This is a genomic window from Kriegella aquimaris (genome assembly GCF_900103215.1).
GTDB lineage: Bacteria > Bacteroidota > Bacteroidia > Flavobacteriales > Flavobacteriaceae > Kriegella > Kriegella aquimaris.
This window is the reverse complement of sequence record NZ_FNGV01000002.1, coordinates 463,196-481,859: the sequence shown is the minus strand read 5'-3', so window position 1 is coordinate 481,859 and position 18,664 is coordinate 463,196. Positions and strand designations below refer to the sequence as shown.

The window sequence follows — 18,664 nt, the reverse complement described above, 5'->3', positions numbered from 1 at the left end:
CTTCACATGGACAATCAAAATTGGTACAAAATTGAAGAGACAAGGGCAATAATATCTCCAGCTCTCTTGGTATACCCTGATCGGATTTCTAAAAATATTCGGACCATGATCTCTATTGCAGGAGGCACTCAAAACCTTCGACCGCATATTAAGACCCATAAAATGGGAGAGGTTATTAAAATGCAATTGCAACAAGGTATTGACAAATTCAAATGCGCTACTATTGCCGAAGCCGAGTTACTTGCACAATGTGGTGCCTCGGATGTACTTTTCGCCATGCAACCTGTGGGGGCCAATATCGACAGATTTTTTAAATTGATGGAGAAATACCCTTCAACCCATTTTTCTGCCTTGGTCGATAATTCATTAGTAGTGAATACCCTTGGCGAAATAGCCGGTGCCAAAGATCATAAGGTGCGAATATGGTTAGACATCAACAATGGCATGGACCGTACAGGCATACGACCGGGTCCAGAAGCGGTCAGTTTATATGAATCTATAGGCGTTCACCCTTATCTAAAGGCCGAGGGATTGCATGTATACGATGGCCACATACGGTCATCGAATCTCGATGAAAGAACAAAAATTTGTGACCAAGCTTTTGAAGCGGTCTCGGAGCTAAGGAACACACTAATAGCCAAAGGCACTACCGCCCCAAAAATTGTTGCCGGTGGGTCTCCGACTTTTTCCATACATGCGAAAAGGGAAAATGTTGAGACCAGCCCCGGTACAACTTTACTTTGGGATGCCGGATACGGAAATTTATTTCCTGATTTGCCATTTCTTCCTGCAGCGGTTCTTCTTACGAGGGTTATCAGTTTACCAAAAGAAAATACAATGTGTCTGGATCTTGGGCATAAATCAATCGCCCCCGAGATGGCCTTTCCGAGGGTAAAAATCTTAGATATCGAAGATTCTGAACAAATTGGGCAAAGTGAAGAACATCTGGTCGTCGAACATAACAAACCAGGTCAACATAACGTGGGTGACGTACACTATGCCATACCGATGCACATTTGTCCTACAGTTGCTAAATATGAAAACGTTCTCGTTGTTTCAGCCGGAAAAATCGTTGACAAATGGCATGTAGACGCCCGTAACCAAAAAATAACAATTTAAGCATGTTTATACTTGATGCCCATTTGGACCTCGCCATGAATGCTTTAGAATGGAATAGAGACCTTACATGGTCCGTATCCGACATCCGTGAAAGCGAAAAAGAAATGACCGACAAGCCTGATCGGGGCAACAATACGGTTTCCTTTGATGCCATGCGTCGGGGAAATATTGGTCTTTGTGTGGCCACCCAGATTGCCCGCTATGTGAAAAAGGAAAATCCGCTTCCCGGTTGGCACTCGCCACATCAAGCATGGGCCCAGACCCAAGGGCAATTGGCTTGGTACCGTGCCATGGAAGCTATTGGTGAGATGGTGCAAATTATGAATACCGAAGACCTCAACCAGCATTTAGAACTTTGGGCGACTTCGGATGCAAAAAAACCTATAGGCTATATATTGAGTTTAGAAGGTGCTGATTCCATAATCACTATTGATCATTTACAAAAATCGTATGAGCAAGGCCTACGGGCCATCGGACCCGCACATTATGGACCCGGTACATATGCCCACGGTACCGATGCTGTCGGAGGTATCGGTCACAAAGGTAAAGCGCTGCTCAAAGAAATAGAGCGCCTAGGTTTAATTCTTGATGCCACCCACCTATGTGACCAAAGCTTTTGGGAAACTATGAAAGTTTATGATGGACCCATTTGGGCCAGCCATAGTAATTGTCGCACCCTAGTTAATCATAACCGTCAATTCTCCGATGAACAACTCAAAGAACTAATTTCCCGGAATGCCGTTATTGGGATGCCCCTTGATGCCTGGATGATGGTGCCGAACTGGGTTCGTGGCAAATCTATCCCACAAGGCATGAACGTGTCATTACATCAAATGGTAGACAATATCGACCACATTTGCCAATTATCGGGCAATACCAATCATGTGGGCATCGGAACCGATTTGGATGGCGGGTTCGGAAAAGAACAAGGTCCGGAAGATGTGGATACCATTGCCGATCTTCAGAAAGTACCGTTGCTATTAAAAGAAAAAGGATATACGGCGAATGAAATAAACAATATCATGCACTTGAATTTCATTCAATTTTTACGGAGAACTTGGGGTTAGATATACGTAAAAGACTCAAAATAGCGTTAGCTACTAAAGGTTAATTTAAAAGGGTACACTCAACGGAGGAGATCTATGTCTCCCTTATTGATTTTAACAGCCCCTTAAGTACCTGTGGCAGGGTATTTGTTATCTTTGGAACTATCATAATCGCATTAAAAATGTCCGGAAGGTATTTTTTTACATTCGTTTCTTTGTTATTGGTTTCGACCTTGGCACATGGCCAAACGGATATACCTACTTCGAAATCACTAAAAATCGAGGCGGCGAACAAAATCGACAATCAAGGAAATACCAATCAGGGCACGGCCTTGAAAATTCCTTCTGTAGTAAATGATAAGCCTGAAGTCAATTTAGATCTATCGGGTAAAAAACCGGTACAAATGCTTCCTGAACGGGAATTGGTACAAGCTGGGCACGGTATGAAAATAGACCCCAAAGTTGGACCTAGACAACCCAAGGAAGGCTCAAAACAATTTTTCTCCGACATGTACCTAGGCGATGTGAAGAGCAATGGCAAATTTGTTGGAATTGTTTGTCGTGACCATGAATTCGTTGATGGCGACCGTGTAAAAATTTATGCCAATGGTAAGGTGGTCGACCACAACATCTTATTAACCGGATCCTTTAAGGGGATAAATCTCGATTTGGAAAAGGGATTCAATCGACTTGAATTCGAGGCGCTAAACGAGGGTTCTTCAAGCCCTAACACCGCACAAGTGGATGTATATGATGATCAAGGGGTTTTAATTTACTCCAACAAATGGTTGCTTTCGAGAGGATCAAAGGCAACATTGATCATTACCAAAGAGTAACCTAGGCAATCTAGCACTGTAAACTTATTTTTCAAGAAATGCCAAGGCCAGTTTAATATCGTCGTAATCGACCGATCCGTTCAAAGCGGCATGCAGTGGTTTCAGACTGCTGGTATCTCCTTTAAGTCCTTTTCTTGCTTTTGTTACTTTTTTGAGCAGTTTGTCATCGGGCCGATAGTATTCGAGATCTTCTTTAGGAAATTCGTTGCGAAGCTTGATCAAATGGCCGGCAATCGTCCCAGTAGAAAGCCCACGTTGCTCCGCAATGTCTTCCAAAGGAAGTTTTTGCTTTAGATATCCCAAGGTTATTACGTAGGTAGATTGCTTTTTTTCCTTCTTTTCTTTTAGCTTTTTTGATTGCTTCTTTATTTCTTCAATATTGGTAAGTCCCCCACAAGATTCCACAAAAGCCATTGCCTCGACTTCAAGAATATTCAAATCGTTCTGTGTATCGACCACATCGGAAAGTTCCTGAAAACGCAGGTCCGCCTTATGCGCCAAACCATCAACTTGAAGCGCCATCTCATTAAAGCCGGCCAATTGAAGGTTTTTTATGTTCTTCAATCGAGATAGTGCCACATAGCCTTGGCCACGCTCAAAAGTTTTTGAAAGGTCTACAGAAGCGGCATCTAAAGTCATGCCCTGACACTTATGTACCGTAATCGCCCAAGCCAAACGCAAGGGTATTTGACTCAAGCTTGCCAACACCTTACCGTGATCGTCATGTACTCCCCATATTTCCTGTTTCACAGTAATCGTTCTACCTTGCACGGTTTTTACCATAGGAAAACCCTCAGCTGTAAAGTTTACAATTTTGCCCAAAGTACCGTTCACATAATCTTGCTCGGGATTGTTCTTCACGAACATCACCTTGGCATTGATCTTAAGTTCCAATTCCTCATGGGCCAAAACCGATTTTTTAAGCGTCTCGACCAATTTTTGATTTCCTTTTGTACCTGCTTTAAATTTTCTTGACCTTCCTTCTAGTTTTTCGAGTTCAATAAGATTGATATAATCGACATCGGCATTGTGGGTAAATAACCTAGTAGGTTTTTCATCGAATTTCAAACTGTTCGTTTCCGCCCTTTTTAACTCTTGAATACTAGTATGGGATATTTGTGCCGCACGAATCTCGTTTAAAATTCCATTTAGAATACTATCTCCTTCTTGCCTGTACTGTTCGGTCAAATAGCAAACATTCAATTGGGCCTTTATCCAAGCTTCCGACATAAATGCAAATTTATCTTTGCTTCTTTCTCCTTGTCGACCGATTGGTGGTAATTGAAAAAAGTCACCACAAAGCACGATTTGAATTCCGCCAAAAGCCCTGTCATCCTCTTTAAAAAACCGGAGCACTTCATCCACCATGTCCAGCTGATTCTTATGCAACATCGATATTTCATCGATAATCAAAATCTTCGCTTCCTCCAGATGCTTTTTAAGGTATTTCTTTGCCCGCATGGAGACCAAATTTGCCCGGGTCAAACGGTCTTTGATTCCAAAACCAGCCCAAGAATGTATGGTCATCCCGTTCATATGTGTTGCGGCGATACCAGTGGAGGCGGTTATGGCCACGGGGACTTTTCGAGATTTCAAATACGCAATGTATTGATTGAGCACATAGGTCTTTCCCGTACCGGCCGAACCCGTAAGAAATACATTTTTACCCGATTTTAAAAGCGCCAAAGCCTTTGCTTGCTGCATTTTTATAGTATAAGGAAATTACTTTTCCGAACCAACTAAATTAACGGTCTTGGTCTCGAAATACTAATTTTACACTAAAATTTGGCTCTTCAATATTAGTTGCTCACATTCCATATATTTTTGCGGTACCTTGCAGCTTTTAATTTTGAATCTTTTATAACCCAATGGCCGAAAAAAAAGTTAGTATTCTCACCGCTTTCAAAACCATTATCTGGCCAAGGCGCAATCTGGTTTTCATTGGCCTGATTCTAATTGTCATTAGTAAAGCGGCAAGTTTCGTTGCCCCATTGTCACTGAAATATCTAATGGACGATATTATTCCGAACAAGGATATCGATTTTCTAAAATTACTTGTTGGGGCAGTGGCAGCATCCATTTTAGTACAATCGGTAACCTCATTTTTATTGACTAAAATATTGAGTGTTCAGGCGCAGTTTTTAATCTCAGAATTAAGGGCCCAAGTTCAAAAGAAAGTATTGTCGCTCCCCATACGATTTTTTGATAACGCCAAATCGGGGGCATTGGTATCACGTATCATGACAGATGTTGAGGGTGTCAGAAACTTAATAGGCACAGGACTGGTACAATTGGTTGGCGGTACCATTACCGCTGTGGTATCACTTATTCTGCTTCTACGAATCAGTTGGTCAATGACACTTTTCACGCTTGTTCCGATGGCAATTTTTGCGCTAATAGCATTAAAAGCATTTAAGATTATACGCCCGATATTCAGAAACCGGGGAAAAATAAATGCCGAGGTCACCGGGCGCCTTATCGAAACTTTAGGAGGCGTGCGGGTGATAAAAGGATTTAATGCCGAAGCCCAAGAAAATGAAATTTTTGAAAAAGGAGTAGAAAGACTCTTTCAAAATGTAAAAAAGAGTTTGACCGCCACGGCCTTTATGACCAGTTCTTCTACCTTTCTTCTTGGAATCGCCACTACGGGCATCATGGGAATCGGAGGTTATAAGATTATGATGGACGAATTGACTATTGGTGAATTTTTGACATTTACATTTCTTCTCGGCTTGATGATCGCTCCAATCGTACAAATGAGTAACATCGGAAGCCAATTGACCGAGGCTTTGGCCGGGTTGGACCGCACCGAGGAATTAATGAACATGGTGCCCGAATCGGATGAAGAAAATCGAACGGAAATTCTCGATGAGCTCAAAGGGAATATCGTATTTGATGATGTCTCATTTGCTTACGAAGAAGATAAAGAAGTACTTCACAATATAAATTTCAGCATCGATTCTGGCAATGTGGTTGCTTTGGTAGGAAGTTCAGGTTCGGGCAAATCAACCATTGCTGGTTTGGCAGCTACTTTTCTAAATCCGCAATCCGGGAAGATCACCATAGACGGTAAAGACTTATCGAAAGTAAACTTAAACAGTTACCGCAAAAATTTAGGTGTCGTTCTACAAGATGAATTCTTGTTTGAAGGAACTATTCGAGAAAACATCATGTTCCCTAGACCCAATGCCTCCGAAACAGATGTTCAAAAAGCCGTCAAAGCCGCCTATGTCGATGAGTTCACCGATCGCTTCGAAAAGGGCCTAGAAACTCTTATTGGGGAGCGCGGCGTAAAACTCTCGGGCGGACAACGACAACGCATAGCCATCGCACGTGCTGTGTTGGCCAACCCGAAGATATTGATACTGGACGAGGCCACCTCTAATCTCGATACCGAAAGTGAAGCTTTGATTCAAAAGAGTTTGGCAGAACTTACTAGGGGCCGTACGACCTTTGTAATTGCACACAGGTTAAGCACCATTCGTAAAGCGGATCAAATTTTGGTGATAGAAAATGGTCGAATCGCCGAACAGGGCACCCATGACGAGCTCATCTCTAAAGAAGGCCGTTATTACAATCTCTTTACTTATCAGGCAAGGATTTAAATTGGAACACGTCATTGCTGCGAATCTTTTTACGACGACAGCCTGGGTTGAATTGACCTCCCAAATTGACAGATAGCTCTGCTTCGCTCGCTATTAAGAAAAGATTTAACTCTCTGGTGCCAACTCGACCTCGAGACCGTTCAAATCTTCGGTCATATGAATTTGACAGCCCAACCGACTATTGTCTTGAACATTGAAAGCTTCGGCCAGCATGGCATCTTCATCATCTGACATCTCGGGGAGATTATGATCTGATTTTACATAACATTGGCAGGAAGCACACATGGCCATGCCACCACATATGCCAATGGTTCCTTCAGGAGCCAATTCGTAAGAACGAACCACTTCCATAAGGTTCATATTCATATCCGTTGGCGCATCTACCTCATGCAATACACCTTCACGATCGGTTATTTTTATCTTAATGTCGGTCATTTACTATCTATTTGTCAGACTCGGAACTTACACCTTCGTCACAATTTCCTTCGACTCGCTCAGGATGACATTCTACAATATATTTAATAATTTCAGAGACTATTCGATGGCTTTCACTACAGCTTTCGGCGCTTCCTTTTTGCTGCCATCGAAACCAGTTACACCACCAACAGTCGTATATTTCATCACGTATTTTTTATCAGGATGAATGCGTTGGTAAGCACTTTGGCACATTAGGGTGGCTTCATGAAAACCGCACAAAATCAATTTAAGTTTGCCGGGATAGGTGTTAACATCACCTATGGCATATATGCCGGGAACATTGGTCTGATAATCGAAAGTATTGACTTTTATGGCATTTCGTTCGATGTCGAGCCCCCAATCGGCAATGGGACCCAATTTTGGCGATAGTCCGAATAAAGGAATAAAACTATCGGTCTCAAGTAGAATATCTTCTTGGGCATTGGCCGTTTTACTAATTGATATGCCCTCCAACTTCTCAGCTCCGTGCAGGGCCGTTACCTCAGCTGGTGTAATCAAGTTTATTTTTCCTTGGTTTTTTAGTTGTTGTACTTTTTCCACAGAATCCAATGCGCCGCGAAACTCGTTTCGACGGTGCACTAAAGTCACTTCTGAAGCAACATCTGTTAAAAAGATACTCCAATCCAAGGCCGAATCACCGCCACCGGCAATGACCACCTTTTTATTTCGGTAGACCTCGGGGTCTTTTATGATATAGGCAAGTCCATTATCCTCATATCTCTTCAGATTGTCCAAAGGCGGCTTTCTCGGTTCAAAACTCCCCAGCCCTCCTGCAATCGCAACAACTGGCGCATGGTGTTTTGTTCCTTTATTTGTAGTTACGACAAAAGTGCCGTCTTCCAATGTATCAATGGTCTGTGCTCTTTCGCCCAAAGTAAAACCAGGTTCGAAAGGTTTTATCTGTTCCATAAGATTATCAACAAGGTCACCGGCAAGTACTTCAGGGAAACCTGGAATATCGTAGATGGGCTTTTTGGGATAAATCTCCGAACACTGACCGCCAGCTTGTGGAAGCGCATCGATCAAGTGACATTTCAGCTGTAATAAACCAGCTTCAAAAACAGCAAAAAGACCCGTAGGTCCCGCTCCAATTATCAGTATGTCTGTTTCAATCATGTAAAATTAAAATATTTGGTGCCACAATAGTTTAAAACTTAACCTTTCCTTTTTAGCGATATTTCGATATGAAGCTATCCAACGTTAACCACTTCCTCAATTTGTGGGGCGTACTTTTTAATGGTCATCTCTACCCCACTTTTCAATGTCATCTGATTTACGGTACAGCCTACACATGCACCCTGCAACCTTACCTTGACCGAGTTTTCGTTATCAATGGAGACCAATGAGATGTCACCCCCGTCACTTTGCAAAAAAGGTCGAATCTCTTCCAACGCCTTTTCAACGTTTACTTTAAGTTCTTCCGGTGTCATAGCTATTTCTTTTTCACGGCGGAACATCCTGCCATTGTTGTTATTTTAATTGCTTCCGTTGGCGGCAAACTCTTGTTTCTGGCCACCAATTCTTGAACTACATTTTTGGTTAGTTCTTCAAAAGCCTTTTCAATCGGAGTCGCCGTTTGCAGAGCCGCTGGCCTACCAATATCGCCTGCTTCACGAATACTCTGTACCAATGGAATTTCCCCTAAAAAGGGAACATTCAAATCCTCCGCCAAATGTTTGGCTCCTTCCTTTCCAAAGATATAATATTTGTTATTAGGAAGTTCCTCCGGTGTAAAATACGCCATATTCTCAACAATCCCTAAAACTGGCACGTTTATAGAGTCTTGCTGAAACATGGCAACACCCTTTTTGGCATCTGCCAAGGCCACTTCTTGTGGAGTACTGACTACAACGGCACCCGTAACCGGCATTGCCTGCATAATACTCAGGTGAATATCGCCTGTACCAGGAGGTAAATCCAACAACATAAAATCCAATTCGCCCCAATGGGCATCAAAAATCATTTGATTGAGTGCTTTAGAAGCCATGGGACCCCGCCAAATAACGGCTTGATTGGGTTGGGTGAAAAATCCGATGGACAACAATTTAACGCCATAGTTCTCTACCGGCTTCATTTTAGACTTACCGTCTACAGTAATGGCCAAAGGTTTTTCATTGGCAACATCGAACATTATCGGCATTGAAGGCCCATAGATATCAGCATCTAACAACCCTACCTTAAAACCCATTTTGGCCAAAGTAACCGCTAAATTTGCCGTTACCGTAGACTTACCAACGCCTCCTTTACCAGAGGCCACGGCAATAATATTCTGTATACCCGGTATGGGCTTGCCCTTAATTTCATTGACTTTTGGTTTTGCCGCTGCAGCTTCAACCTTTATATTCACTTTTATTTTGGCCTTTTCATATACCTTTTGGTGAATAATCTTTAAAATCTCTACTTCGGTTTTTTTACGTGCTTGCAAACTCGGGTTGCCAATTGTTATATCGACTTCGACTTCATCACCAAAAATTTGTATATTCTTTACCGCGCCACTATCGACCATATTCTTTCCTTCTCCAGGTACAGTGATGTTTTCTAAGGCCTTTAAAACTTCTTTTTTATCAATCTTCATTAAACTCCTGCTTTGTCACTTTATATAAAATGATTCTAAACAACAAAGATAAGGCTTAGGGCGGAGATTAGAAAGTGACGGTATTGAAATATAACATGGTAGGATAAGAAAGTATTATTCTGAATAATCTGTCTCGGATTTTGCAATTTAGAGACAGATTCACCCACCAATTAAATGCAACTAAGAAATAATTGACGGGCTACAATTCCTTCCAAGGGTCCCAAAAATGTTTATCGAAATCCACTATCTGATGATCTACGACCTCAATTCCCTCACTCTCCAAAAGCTGTTGCATCAGATTAGTGCCGTCGAAATGATGTTTGCCAGTCAACAGCCCCACTTTGTTGACAACACGATGTGCAGGTACGTCTTCCATAGCACCTGCTCCGTTCATGGCCCAACCCACCATTCTTGCACTGCGGGCGGCACCTAAATATTTAGCAATGGCGCCATATGAGGTTACCCTACCATAAGGAATTAGTTTGGCGACTTCATATACTTTTTGAAAAAAGTTCTTGTTATCAGGCTCCATTATTGATTGCTAATTCTGAAAATTGTAATTACCAATAGAACGACCATTAAAATACTTAGAATATAATTGGAGTTCTTTGAAAAACGACTGGTCTTATTTTCCAATTTATTAAAATAAATCGTGTACATATACAACACTGAAAAGGTACCAAAACCAGCGGCCAAGACAAAAGTCAGGATGTCGGTAATTTGAAATTTTATCCAACCCGTAGCATTCCACATGGCGTTGAGCCCGCTATAATAAGGAATAGTCAACAAATTTACAGCCGCCAAAAGAAATCCCTTAAAATAGCTGTTTCGTTTGCTTACGCTCACTTTTTTAGAAACTTTTACCACACTCAGCCTAGCGGCCCTAAAGAAGTAAATTGCCAATGAAGCGAAAATAATCACCGCAATCTTCAAAAGCACTTCGACCACTTCTGGGTGCTTATACAAGAATTTAGAAATCAAAACGCCCACATAGGCCTGAATCAGTACCATGCTCGAAACACCAAGACTAAAGGTAATACCATTCAACTTACCTTTTTCGACGCTCGTTTTGGCAGCATTCATATTTAGCAACCCAGGAGGCACCGTGGCCATAAATGCCGCAGAAAAAGTAGCAAAAAAAAGTATGAGCAGGTGTTGCATTCTTTAAATCCTAAATTGAATATAGGTAATCGGTTTTCCTTTTTCAAGATATTGACCCTCATAAAAGGTCTGTATTCCTAAAACAGCTTCAGGGCTCCCTTCATTTTTGTATACGTCGTGATTTGCATATATTATTTCAAGGCCCAATCCTTGCAAAAGGCCCAAGGTATACCCGTGCATAAATTCACTATCTGTTTTAAGGTGAACTACCCCATTTGGGTTCAATACTTGCTTGTATTTTTCCAAAAAAAAGCGGTTGGTCATACGATGTTTGGTCCGCTTGTACTTGATTTGGGGGTCTGGAAAAGTTATCCAGATTTCCGATATTTCGTTCGCTGCGAACAAATCATCAATGAGTTCTATTTGGGTACGGAGAAAAGCAACGTTCGATAGATTTTCTTCCAAAGCCGTTTTGGCTCCACGCCATAACCGAGCTCCTTTGATATCAATTCCAATAAAATTCTTGTCTTTGTTTCTTTGGGCGAGCCCTACCGTATACTCACCTTTACCACAACCAAGTTCAAGCACTATTGGATTATCATTGCCAAAATGGCTTTTCCAATTGCCTTTTAAAGGATAACCATTCTGTATTTCATCCCTGCTGGGCTGAATAACATTGCCAAATGTCTCATTCTCCCTAAATCGTTTCAACTTGTTCTTGCTTCCCAAAAAACTAAAATTTAATGATTTGGCAAAGCTAAGGAAATCTCCAAACCCAACGAATATTGTTTTTTCATGTTATATGGATAAATCTAAACAAATTCTTGTTGCCCCTTTGAATTGGAGACTAGGGCACACCACGAGATGTATTCGAATTATAAATGCTTTATTGGCAAAAGATAGTAAATCAAAGTAAAATGATTCTATCCCGGTCTGGGTACACCGCTATAATGGGTGTGGCTAAGTTTGGAAAAAGGTCTATTTTATTCTGACACCCGCACGTTATGAACAAAAACACCTAGAAAAAATAGACAAGCTCCCTACAGCAGACAAGAAAATTTTCGTATTGGGGATTTATGCCGTGTGAGTCATTTTGGTGGGTTAAAGAATTGTAGCCCCAAATAGACTATGAGGCCTTATTTTTTGTTTTTTCCAATGTAAACGAAAATTCAGAACCAACTCCTTCAACGCTTTCCACGTAAATTTTCTCGTCATGGCCTTCGATGATGTGCTTCACTATCGACAGCCCCAATCCCGAACCGCCCTCGCTTCTACTTCCACTTTTATCGACCCTATAAAAACGTTCGAAAAGACGAGGAATATGGTTTTTTGCGATTCCCTCGCCATTGTCAGTTACCCTTACGATTACCTTGTTTTTAATAAGATTTTCAACACTGACCTCCGTAGTACCGTCCCTATGGCCATATTTGATTGAATTTACCAACAAATTGATAAGTACTTGATGTATCTTTTCTTTATCGGCCTTTACGTAGATTGGTTCCTCATAGTCCATATCAAAAGTTAAAACAACTTTCTTTTTCGCAGCTTTCATTTCCAGTTGATCAAATGCACTTTGGATGAGCTCGACAATATCAAAGTTCTCAAGATCTAAATGAAGATCACCAACCTCTAGCTTCGTAATCAGGTCTAAATCTTTAACGATATAGATAAGCCTTTCTACCCCCTTATTGGCCCGTTGCAAATATTTTTTTCTGATAGCCTTATCTTCCATAGCTCCGTCGAGAAGCGTAAGAATATAGCCTTGGACAGTAAAAAGAGGCGTCTTTAATTCATGGGAAACGTTTCCGATGAAATCTTTACGGTATTCTTCGCGAATTCGGAGTGTGTCGATTTCTATTTTCTTGTCGTGGGCGAACTTTTCTATTTCTGTGGTCAAAGTTCGCATATCGGTATTTATGGTGTCCGAAGTCAATGTAGAGGATTCGAGCAGTGCTACATCATCGTAAATTTTCTTGATCCTTCTGTAAATAAACTTTTCAATACGAATTTGAATTGCACCAAAAGATAAAAAAAATGAAAAAAGACCCGCAGTGGCAAGCAAATACCAATTAACCATATCAAAAAGCCACAGTAGCAAACACAAAACCGGAACAAAGAATATCGTTATCAAAAGTGCAGAACGAAAAGCAAATCGATATGACTTTTTTAAACGGGTGGCCATTATAGCACAAACTTATAGCCAACGCCCTTTACGGTCTTAAAGTGATCATCTCCGATTTTTTCGCGAAGTTTTCGTATGTGAACATCAATCGTTCGCCCTCCAACAACAACTTCGTTGCCCCAAACCTTGTCTAAAATCACTTCTCTTTTAAAAACTTTACTAGGCCTAGATGTCAGTAGGGCCAAAAGCTCAAATTCTTTTCTTGGCAATACAATTTCGGTACCATCGTTAATGATTTTATATTCCTCCCTATCAATAACTATATTACCGACTCTGACGATATCTTCGGCTTGCGGAGTTTCCTCTTTTAACCTTCTAAGCAATGCTTTTACTTTACTTACCAAAACCTTGGGCTTGATCGGCTTGGTAATATAGTCGTCAGCACCCGCATCAAAACCTGCAACTTGCGAATAATCTTCTCCCCTTGCAGTCAAAAAGACAATAATCGTATTCTCAAGCCCTGCCGTGCCACGTATAGTTTCACAAGCTTCGATACCATCCATTTCCGGCATCATGACATCTAAAATAATCAGATGTGGCTTTTTGTTCTTTGCTTTCGCAACACCTTCAATTCCATTTTTTGCCGTAAACACTTCGTAACCTTCCGAAGAAAGATTATAACTGACGATCTCTAAAATATCTGGCTCATCATCTACTAATAATATCTTAATATCCTTCTTTTTCATGAGGGTATTCAAATTGGTTAATCCGCCAAATGTAAAGATAATACTATTATATCAAAGCCGCTTAACATTCATTTAATGTAGTAACATTTAGATAACATTATTGCAATACACATTTAATATGTACGTAATGTGACTTTTACAGTGCCGTGGTTTATTTGCAGTGTTTCAAAACAAGGGGGTTACCCCTCACTAAACACCAATAAAACAAACAAAAATGAAAAAATTACTTTTATCAACATTGACCATCGTCGCACTAACCCTCAGTTCATGTGGTGATGACGACAAGGCCGCGATAATCGAACCATTGGCAACTTGTAACGATGGTATTCAAAACCAAGGTGAAACCGAAATAGATTGCGGGGGACCAAATTGTCAGCCTTGTTCCGGGGCAGTTGCATCCACATGTAACGATGGAATTAAAAACGGTGATGAAACCGATATCGATTTCGGAGGGTCATGTGCACAAATTATAACAGTATCTGGCGAAATCACAGTAGACACAACATGGGAGGCCAAGAACATTTATGTTATAGCTGGGAAAGTAGTGGTCGGGAAAGGAAAAACCCTTACCATCGAACCTGGGACTATCGTTAAAGGTCAAAAAGGCTCTGGATCATTGGCATCGGCTTTAATCGTACAGAGAGATTCTAAAATCAACGCCGAAGGCACCGCAGATAAACCGATCATTTTTACTTCTGAAGATGACAATATCAGTGTTGGCCAGACTGCCGGCACTAATTTGGACCAAAACCAAAGAGGACTTTGGGGCGGCCTAATTGTTTTAGGAAGGGCTTCCGGTTCTTTTAAAGGTGATGTTGCCGAAGTTCAAATTGAGGGTATTCCTGCCGATGACACTTTCGGATTATATGGGCCTGGCGACGCATTGAACGATGCAGACGATTCAGGTATTTTAAAGTACGTTTCCATTCGTCATGGCGGTGCCCTAATCGGTGAGGGCAACGAAATCAACGGACTCACACTAGGCTCAGTTGGATCGACTACCGTTATAGATAATATAGAGGTAGTAGGTAATGTTGACGATGGCGTCGAATTCTTTGGCGGTACCGTAAATGCAACAAATCTCTTCGTATGGGCACAAGGAGATGACGCCTTGGATATCGACCAAGCATACTCTGGCACTATCGACAATGCGGTAGTAGTTGCAGGAGACAGTTCTGATCACGCATTTGAAGTTGATGGCCCAGAAGGCTCCACTACTGGTTCTTTCACGCTTAAAAACGTATCTATCTTCGGAAATTCAGTGACTCCTAACGGTGAATATGCCGATTATAGAAGTAATGCCATGGGTACTACAGAAAATATCTACGCTGTAGGTTTTGCCGATGGAAAAGATGTTGAATTGGATAACAACCAAGTAGCCCAAAACTATATCGATGGACTTTTGATTTTCAAAGCTTGGGAAGTTGTTGGTTTCGACAACAGCATTTTCGTTGAAAAAGTCGGCTGTTCTGAAAATTGCGATGATGATGACGATAGCAATGATGTAAACGAATCCCTTATCATAACGCCATTATTTACCGACCAAGCTGCTGACTGGACAACACAAGTTACTGAAGGTGCAGCCACCGTGGGCGCTGATGTTTCTCAGTTCAGTTGGACTTACGCTAACGCTAAAGCGGGATTAGGATTCTAATTCGAATAAACATAACTAAAACTATTACAATTGCTCGCCATCAAACATGGCGGGCAATTACTTTATTACGATCTAACTACTTACTCTAAATGAAACTCAATCTTAAATTAATCGTTGTTGCCCTATTTTTGGTTCAATTTACCTTCTCGCAAAAAGGAGAAGTAACGGGTAAATTAATCGATGTTGATTTCCAAGATCCCGTCGCTTTTGCTAATATTCTTGTCAAAGGCACCACCACTGGAACCACGTCAGATTTCGATGGTGCATACACCATACCCTTGGATGAGGGATCCTATACAGTGACATACTCTTTCTTGGGTTACAAAACCGTTGAAATCACCGATGTGATTATAAAAGCAGGAGAAGTTACCACCGTAGACGTCAGTATGGAAACATTGGCCGAAGGCCTCGATGAAGTAATCGTAGCCGTCAGTGTAAAGAAAAATACGGAGACAGCTGTTCTTGGAATTCAAAAGAAAGCCGTCAATGTGTTAGACGGCCTTTCTGCCGAGACATTTAAAAAATCAGGATCAAGTAATGTCGCCAGTGCCATCAAAACGGTACCCGGGGTATCGGTTCAAGGAGGCAAATATGTTTACGTACGTGGCCTCGGCGACCGATATACCAAATCAATTCTTAACGGGGTAGATATTCCTGGTTTAGACCCCGACAGAAACACCATTCAATTAGATATTTTTCCGACCAATATTATCGACAATGTATTGGTGCTAAAATCGGCCAGCGCGGATCTTCCTGCAGATTTCACAGGAGGCATCGTCAATATTGTAACAAAAGACTATCCCACACAAAAAGAATACAGCCTTTCTTTAAGTGGCACATTTAATCCCGATATGCATTTTAATGGAGATTACCTCGATTACCAAGGAGGCGATTCTGATTTTCTAGGATTTGATGACGGCACAAGGGACGTTCCCATCAACGAGAATCAAGACATACCTAACACTTACGATTACGACCCCAGACTTACGACGATTACAAAGCAATTTAATCCGGTACTTGGGGCGATGCGCAGCAATAGTGGCATGGATTATAGTTTAGGTTTCACCATGGGCAATCAATTCAACGTGGGAGAAGGGGAAAACAGACTGGGCTTTCTAGCTTCTTTATCCTATAAAAACAGTACGACTTATTATGAGGGCGCTGAGAACAACTTCTACAGAAGAAACTCTGACAAATCGGAATTTGAACTAGAAACCGATAGAACACAGCAAGGTGACATTGGACAGAACAATGTTCTGGTAAGCGGGTTATTGGGCACTTCCTTCAAGACTGCTCGTTCAAAGTACAAACTGAACCTCTTACATTTACAAAACGGCGAATCTACAGCAGGGCTTTTTAATCAAACCTTAAATTTTTCAGATTTTGTCAACTTTTCGAAAGACAACATCGAATATACGCAGCGCTCGATTACCAATGCCCTATTAACAGGTACACATACGAGTGAAGATGCTTCTTGGACATCGGAATGGGCCGTTTCCCCTACCCTTTCAAAAATACAGGATAAAGACATCAGAACAACTTCTTTTCAAGTTGAAGATGGGGTTTATTCAATCGCGCAGAACAACCAGCCAAAAAGAATTTGGAGGGATTTGGAAGAAATCAATGGTGTTGCCAAACTCGATTTTACTAAAAGATATGAATTGGGCCAAAAAGATGCCAAATTAAAATTTGGAGCTTACGGAGCATATAAAACCCGAGATTTCAGTATATTGAATTTCGAGATTCAATCTTCAAACTTCCCTACAGTAAATTACGGAGGAAATGCCAACAATATTCTTTTGGAAGAAAATCTATGGACAGTAATTAACAATTCAGGATCTCACATCGATCCAGACATCTCTATTGCCGAACCCGCTAACACGTACGAAGCGGTTCAGCAAAATATAGCTGGCTATGTCTCCAATGAATTTAAGGTCGGCAATAAATTGCGTACGATTCTTGGGTTACGGATGGAAAAATTCGAATCTAAGTATACTGGCGAAGACAATAAAAACATCGATGACCCCGAAAAGGTAATTTTTGACAAAGAAACCATTATAGATGAATTGGATTTCTTTCCTACTGCCAACCTAATCTATGAATTGACCGAACAAGTAAACCTACGTGGTTCGTATGCCAGAACAACAGCCAGACCTTCATTTAAGGAAGCTTCGATTGCAAAAATCTTTGACCCACTTTCCAACAACACGTTCATTGGAAATATAAATTTGCAACCTACCTATATCAATAATTTTGATTTCAGAGTCGAATGGTTTGGAGAGCGTGCTGAAATGATTGCATTGAGTAGCTTTTATAAAAAGTTCAAGGATCCGATAGAACTTACCTATTTTGAGTCTTCCACTGATAACTTTCAGCCTCAAAACCTTGGAGATGCCAATGTGTTAGGTTTAGAATTTGAAATACGGAAAAACCTTGGCTTTATAGTACCTGCCCTAAATAACTTCAGTTTTAATATAAACACATCTATCATTAAATCTACCCAAGTCTATAGCGATCAAGAAAGAAACCTACGGGAACTTGGTCTCCGTGACGGACAAACATTGGGTAATGACAGGGAGTTGCAGGGCCAATCACCCTTTTTGATAAACACCGGAATTAATTATGAAGGTGAAAAGAATGGTATGCAAATGGGCCTATTCTATAATGTGCAGGGTAAAACCTTGCAAGTTGTCGGTAATGGTTTTGTACCCGATGTTTACACCATGCCCTACCATAATCTGAATTTCAATTTGACCAAGTCATTTGGAGTGAACAATAATCAAAGTATAAATTTCAAAATCGCCAACCTCATGAATGACGATGTAGAAAGTGAGTATGAATCCTATGGCGCCACCAACAAGACTTTTTCTAAAAGAAGTCCGGGACAAGCGTTTTCAATAGGTTATAGCATTAAATTTTAAAGAACATCTTAATTTTTATAGAAAGCCCCTTACTTAAAAGGGGCTTTTTGCATTTTAACGATTTTATAAGCAATCCTAGGCATAGCTTGAGATACGAATGGTGAAAATTCCTATATTTGTGGTACATTTATTGTTATCAATACTTTATGAAGCAACTCTACCTCGTAATTTCTTTCCTTTTTATTTCTATCGCTTATGGACAAGATGCCAAAAGCGGAGGTGATATTGATGGCTTCAAGCTATACCCTAATCCTGTTACCAATGGCAAGATTTATATAAACACCACGGCAAAAGCTCCCAAGAAGATTTTAATTTTCGATGTATTGGGAATTCAAGTTTTGGAAACCACAATTTTGGGAACAGAATTGAATCTTTCCGATTTAGATGCCGGAGTTTACGTGCTACGCGTATTTGAAAAAAACAAAGTTGCCACCCGAAAATTAATCGTTAAGTAGTACCCCC

At 41.0% G+C, this 18,664-nt stretch carries 17 protein-coding genes; 7 read left to right on the top strand and 10 right to left on the bottom strand.

Annotated elements, in window-relative coordinates; genetic code table 11:
- Positions 1–6 precede the first annotated feature (6 nt).
- The 3 genes from BLS33_RS07180 to BLS33_RS07170 all read left to right on the top strand — a co-directional run bounded on the left by BLS33_RS07180 (position 7) and on the right by BLS33_RS07170 (position 3,001).
- Positions 7–1,119: a D-TA family PLP-dependent enzyme gene (locus tag BLS33_RS07180; protein ID WP_089886794.1), complete on the top strand. Its 1,113-nt coding sequence runs from the start codon at positions 7–9 to the stop codon at positions 1,117–1,119.
- Between the two features lie 2 nt (positions 1,120–1,121).
- Positions 1,122–2,186 (top strand): dipeptidase, encoded by a 1,065-nt coding sequence (locus tag BLS33_RS07175; RefSeq protein ID WP_089886793.1) that lies wholly within the window; start codon positions 1,122–1,124, stop codon positions 2,184–2,186.
- A gap of 161 nt (positions 2,187–2,347) precedes the next feature.
- Positions 2,348–3,001: a hypothetical protein gene (locus BLS33_RS07170; RefSeq protein ID WP_245731313.1), complete on the top strand. Its 654-nt coding sequence runs from the start codon at positions 2,348–2,350 to the stop codon at positions 2,999–3,001.
- Positions 3,002–3,025: 24 nt separating this feature from the next.
- Here BLS33_RS07170 and BLS33_RS07165 read toward each other — a convergent pair whose 3' ends face one another.
- On the bottom strand, positions 3,026–4,705 hold the full coding sequence (locus tag BLS33_RS07165; RefSeq protein WP_089886792.1) for an AAA family ATPase: 1,680 nt from the start codon (positions 4,703–4,705) through the stop codon (positions 3,026–3,028).
- A gap of 164 nt (positions 4,706–4,869) precedes the next feature.
- Between BLS33_RS07165 and BLS33_RS07160 the strand changes: the two genes are divergently transcribed.
- Complete coding sequence (locus BLS33_RS07160; RefSeq protein ID WP_089886791.1) at positions 4,870–6,606, top strand: ABC transporter ATP-binding protein; 1,737 nt, start codon at positions 4,870–4,872, stop codon at positions 6,604–6,606.
- Between the two features lie 105 nt (positions 6,607–6,711).
- On the opposite strand, the gene BLS33_RS07155 is transcribed toward BLS33_RS07160, so the two are convergent.
- From BLS33_RS07155 to BLS33_RS07110, 9 genes are all read right to left on the bottom strand, one after another.
- Complete coding sequence (locus BLS33_RS07155) at positions 6,712–7,041, bottom strand: 2Fe-2S iron-sulfur cluster-binding family protein (protein WP_089886790.1); 330 nt, start codon at positions 7,039–7,041, stop codon at positions 6,712–6,714.
- Between the two features lie 99 nt (positions 7,042–7,140).
- Positions 7,141–8,199 carry an NAD(P)/FAD-dependent oxidoreductase gene (locus BLS33_RS07150; protein ID WP_089886789.1) on the bottom strand — a complete coding sequence of 353 codons (1,059 nt, stop codon included), beginning with the start codon at positions 8,197–8,199 and terminating at the stop codon, positions 7,141–7,143.
- Between the two features lie 74 nt (positions 8,200–8,273).
- Complete coding sequence (locus BLS33_RS07145) at positions 8,274–8,513, bottom strand: NifU family protein (RefSeq protein WP_089887140.1); 240 nt, start codon at positions 8,511–8,513, stop codon at positions 8,274–8,276.
- A gap of 2 nt (positions 8,514–8,515) precedes the next feature.
- Positions 8,516–9,658, bottom strand: coding sequence for an Mrp/NBP35 family ATP-binding protein (locus BLS33_RS07140; RefSeq protein WP_089886788.1), 1,143 nt, complete (start codon positions 9,656–9,658; stop codon positions 8,516–8,518).
- A gap of 199 nt (positions 9,659–9,857) precedes the next feature.
- Positions 9,858–10,190, bottom strand: a complete 333-nt coding sequence (locus tag BLS33_RS07135) for an MGMT family protein (protein ID WP_089886787.1) — start codon at positions 10,188–10,190, stop codon at positions 9,858–9,860.
- Positions 10,190–10,819 carry a LysE family transporter gene (locus BLS33_RS07130; protein WP_089886786.1) on the bottom strand — a complete coding sequence of 210 codons (630 nt, stop codon included), beginning with the start codon at positions 10,817–10,819 and terminating at the stop codon, positions 10,190–10,192. The genes BLS33_RS07135 and BLS33_RS07130 overlap by 1 nt, the downstream gene beginning before the upstream one ends.
- A 3-nt stretch (positions 10,820–10,822) precedes the next feature.
- On the bottom strand, positions 10,823–11,488 hold the full coding sequence (gene trmB, locus BLS33_RS07125; protein ID WP_089886785.1) for a tRNA (guanosine(46)-N7)-methyltransferase TrmB: 666 nt from the start codon (positions 11,486–11,488) through the stop codon (positions 10,823–10,825).
- 397 nt (positions 11,489–11,885) lie between these two features.
- Positions 11,886–12,941 (bottom strand): sensor histidine kinase, encoded by a 1,056-nt coding sequence (locus tag BLS33_RS07115; protein ID WP_089886783.1) that lies wholly within the window; start codon positions 12,939–12,941, stop codon positions 11,886–11,888.
- The gene (locus BLS33_RS07110) at positions 12,941–13,627 is read right to left on the bottom strand and encodes a response regulator transcription factor (protein ID WP_089886782.1); all 687 of its coding nucleotides are present in this window, start codon (positions 13,625–13,627) and stop codon (positions 12,941–12,943) included. Before BLS33_RS07110 ends, BLS33_RS07115 begins: the two co-directional genes overlap by 1 nt.
- Positions 13,628–13,841: 214 nt before the next feature.
- Between BLS33_RS07110 and BLS33_RS07105 the strand changes: the two genes are divergently transcribed.
- From BLS33_RS07105 to BLS33_RS07095, 3 genes are all read left to right on the top strand, one after another.
- Positions 13,842–15,281, top strand: coding sequence for a hypothetical protein (locus BLS33_RS07105; protein ID WP_089886781.1), 1,440 nt, complete (start codon positions 13,842–13,844; stop codon positions 15,279–15,281).
- An 89-nt stretch (positions 15,282–15,370) separates the two neighbouring features.
- Positions 15,371–18,202 (top strand): TonB-dependent receptor, encoded by a 2,832-nt coding sequence (locus BLS33_RS07100; protein WP_089886780.1) that lies wholly within the window; start codon positions 15,371–15,373, stop codon positions 18,200–18,202.
- Between the two features lie 146 nt (positions 18,203–18,348).
- Positions 18,349–18,657 carry a T9SS type A sorting domain-containing protein gene (locus tag BLS33_RS07095; protein ID WP_089886779.1) on the top strand — a complete coding sequence of 103 codons (309 nt, stop codon included), beginning with the start codon at positions 18,349–18,351 and terminating at the stop codon, positions 18,655–18,657.
- Positions 18,658–18,664: the final 7 nt, after the last annotated feature.

Coding starts and splice junctions, on each gene's coding strand:
- BLS33_RS07180 (WP_089886794.1), top strand. CDS start 7: ATGGACAATCAAAATTGGTACAAAATTGAAGAGACAAGGGCAATAATA.
- BLS33_RS07175 (WP_089886793.1), top strand. CDS start 1,122: ATGTTTATACTTGATGCCCATTTGGACCTCGCCATGAATGCTTTAGAA.
- BLS33_RS07130 (WP_089886786.1), bottom strand. CDS start 10,819: ATGCAACACCTGCTCATACTTTTTTTTGCTACTTTTTCTGCGGCATTT.
- BLS33_RS07135 (WP_089886787.1), bottom strand. CDS start 10,190: ATGGAGCCTGATAACAAGAACTTTTTTCAAAAAGTATATGAAGTCGCC.
- BLS33_RS07140 (WP_089886788.1), bottom strand. CDS start 9,658: ATGAAGATTGATAAAAAAGAAGTTTTAAAGGCCTTAGAAAACATCACT.
- BLS33_RS07165 (WP_089886792.1), bottom strand. CDS start 4,705: ATGCAGCAAGCAAAGGCTTTGGCGCTTTTAAAATCGGGTAAAAATGTA.
- BLS33_RS07105 (WP_089886781.1), top strand. CDS start 13,842: ATGAAAAAATTACTTTTATCAACATTGACCATCGTCGCACTAACCCTC.
- BLS33_RS07145 (WP_089887140.1), bottom strand. CDS start 8,513: ATGACACCGGAAGAACTTAAAGTAAACGTTGAAAAGGCGTTGGAAGAG.
- BLS33_RS07100 (WP_089886780.1), top strand. CDS start 15,371: ATGAAACTCAATCTTAAATTAATCGTTGTTGCCCTATTTTTGGTTCAA.
- BLS33_RS07150 (WP_089886789.1), bottom strand. CDS start 8,199: ATGATTGAAACAGACATACTGATAATTGGAGCGGGACCTACGGGTCTT.
- BLS33_RS07170 (WP_245731313.1), top strand. CDS start 2,348: ATGTCCGGAAGGTATTTTTTTACATTCGTTTCTTTGTTATTGGTTTCG.
- BLS33_RS07110 (WP_089886782.1), bottom strand. CDS start 13,627: ATGAAAAAGAAGGATATTAAGATATTATTAGTAGATGATGAGCCAGAT.
- BLS33_RS07155 (WP_089886790.1), bottom strand. CDS start 7,041: ATGACCGACATTAAGATAAAAATAACCGATCGTGAAGGTGTATTGCAT.
- BLS33_RS07095 (WP_089886779.1), top strand. CDS start 18,349: ATGAAGCAACTCTACCTCGTAATTTCTTTCCTTTTTATTTCTATCGCT.
- BLS33_RS07115 (WP_089886783.1), bottom strand. CDS start 12,941: ATGGCCACCCGTTTAAAAAAGTCATATCGATTTGCTTTTCGTTCTGCA.
- BLS33_RS07160 (WP_089886791.1), top strand. CDS start 4,870: ATGGCCGAAAAAAAAGTTAGTATTCTCACCGCTTTCAAAACCATTATC.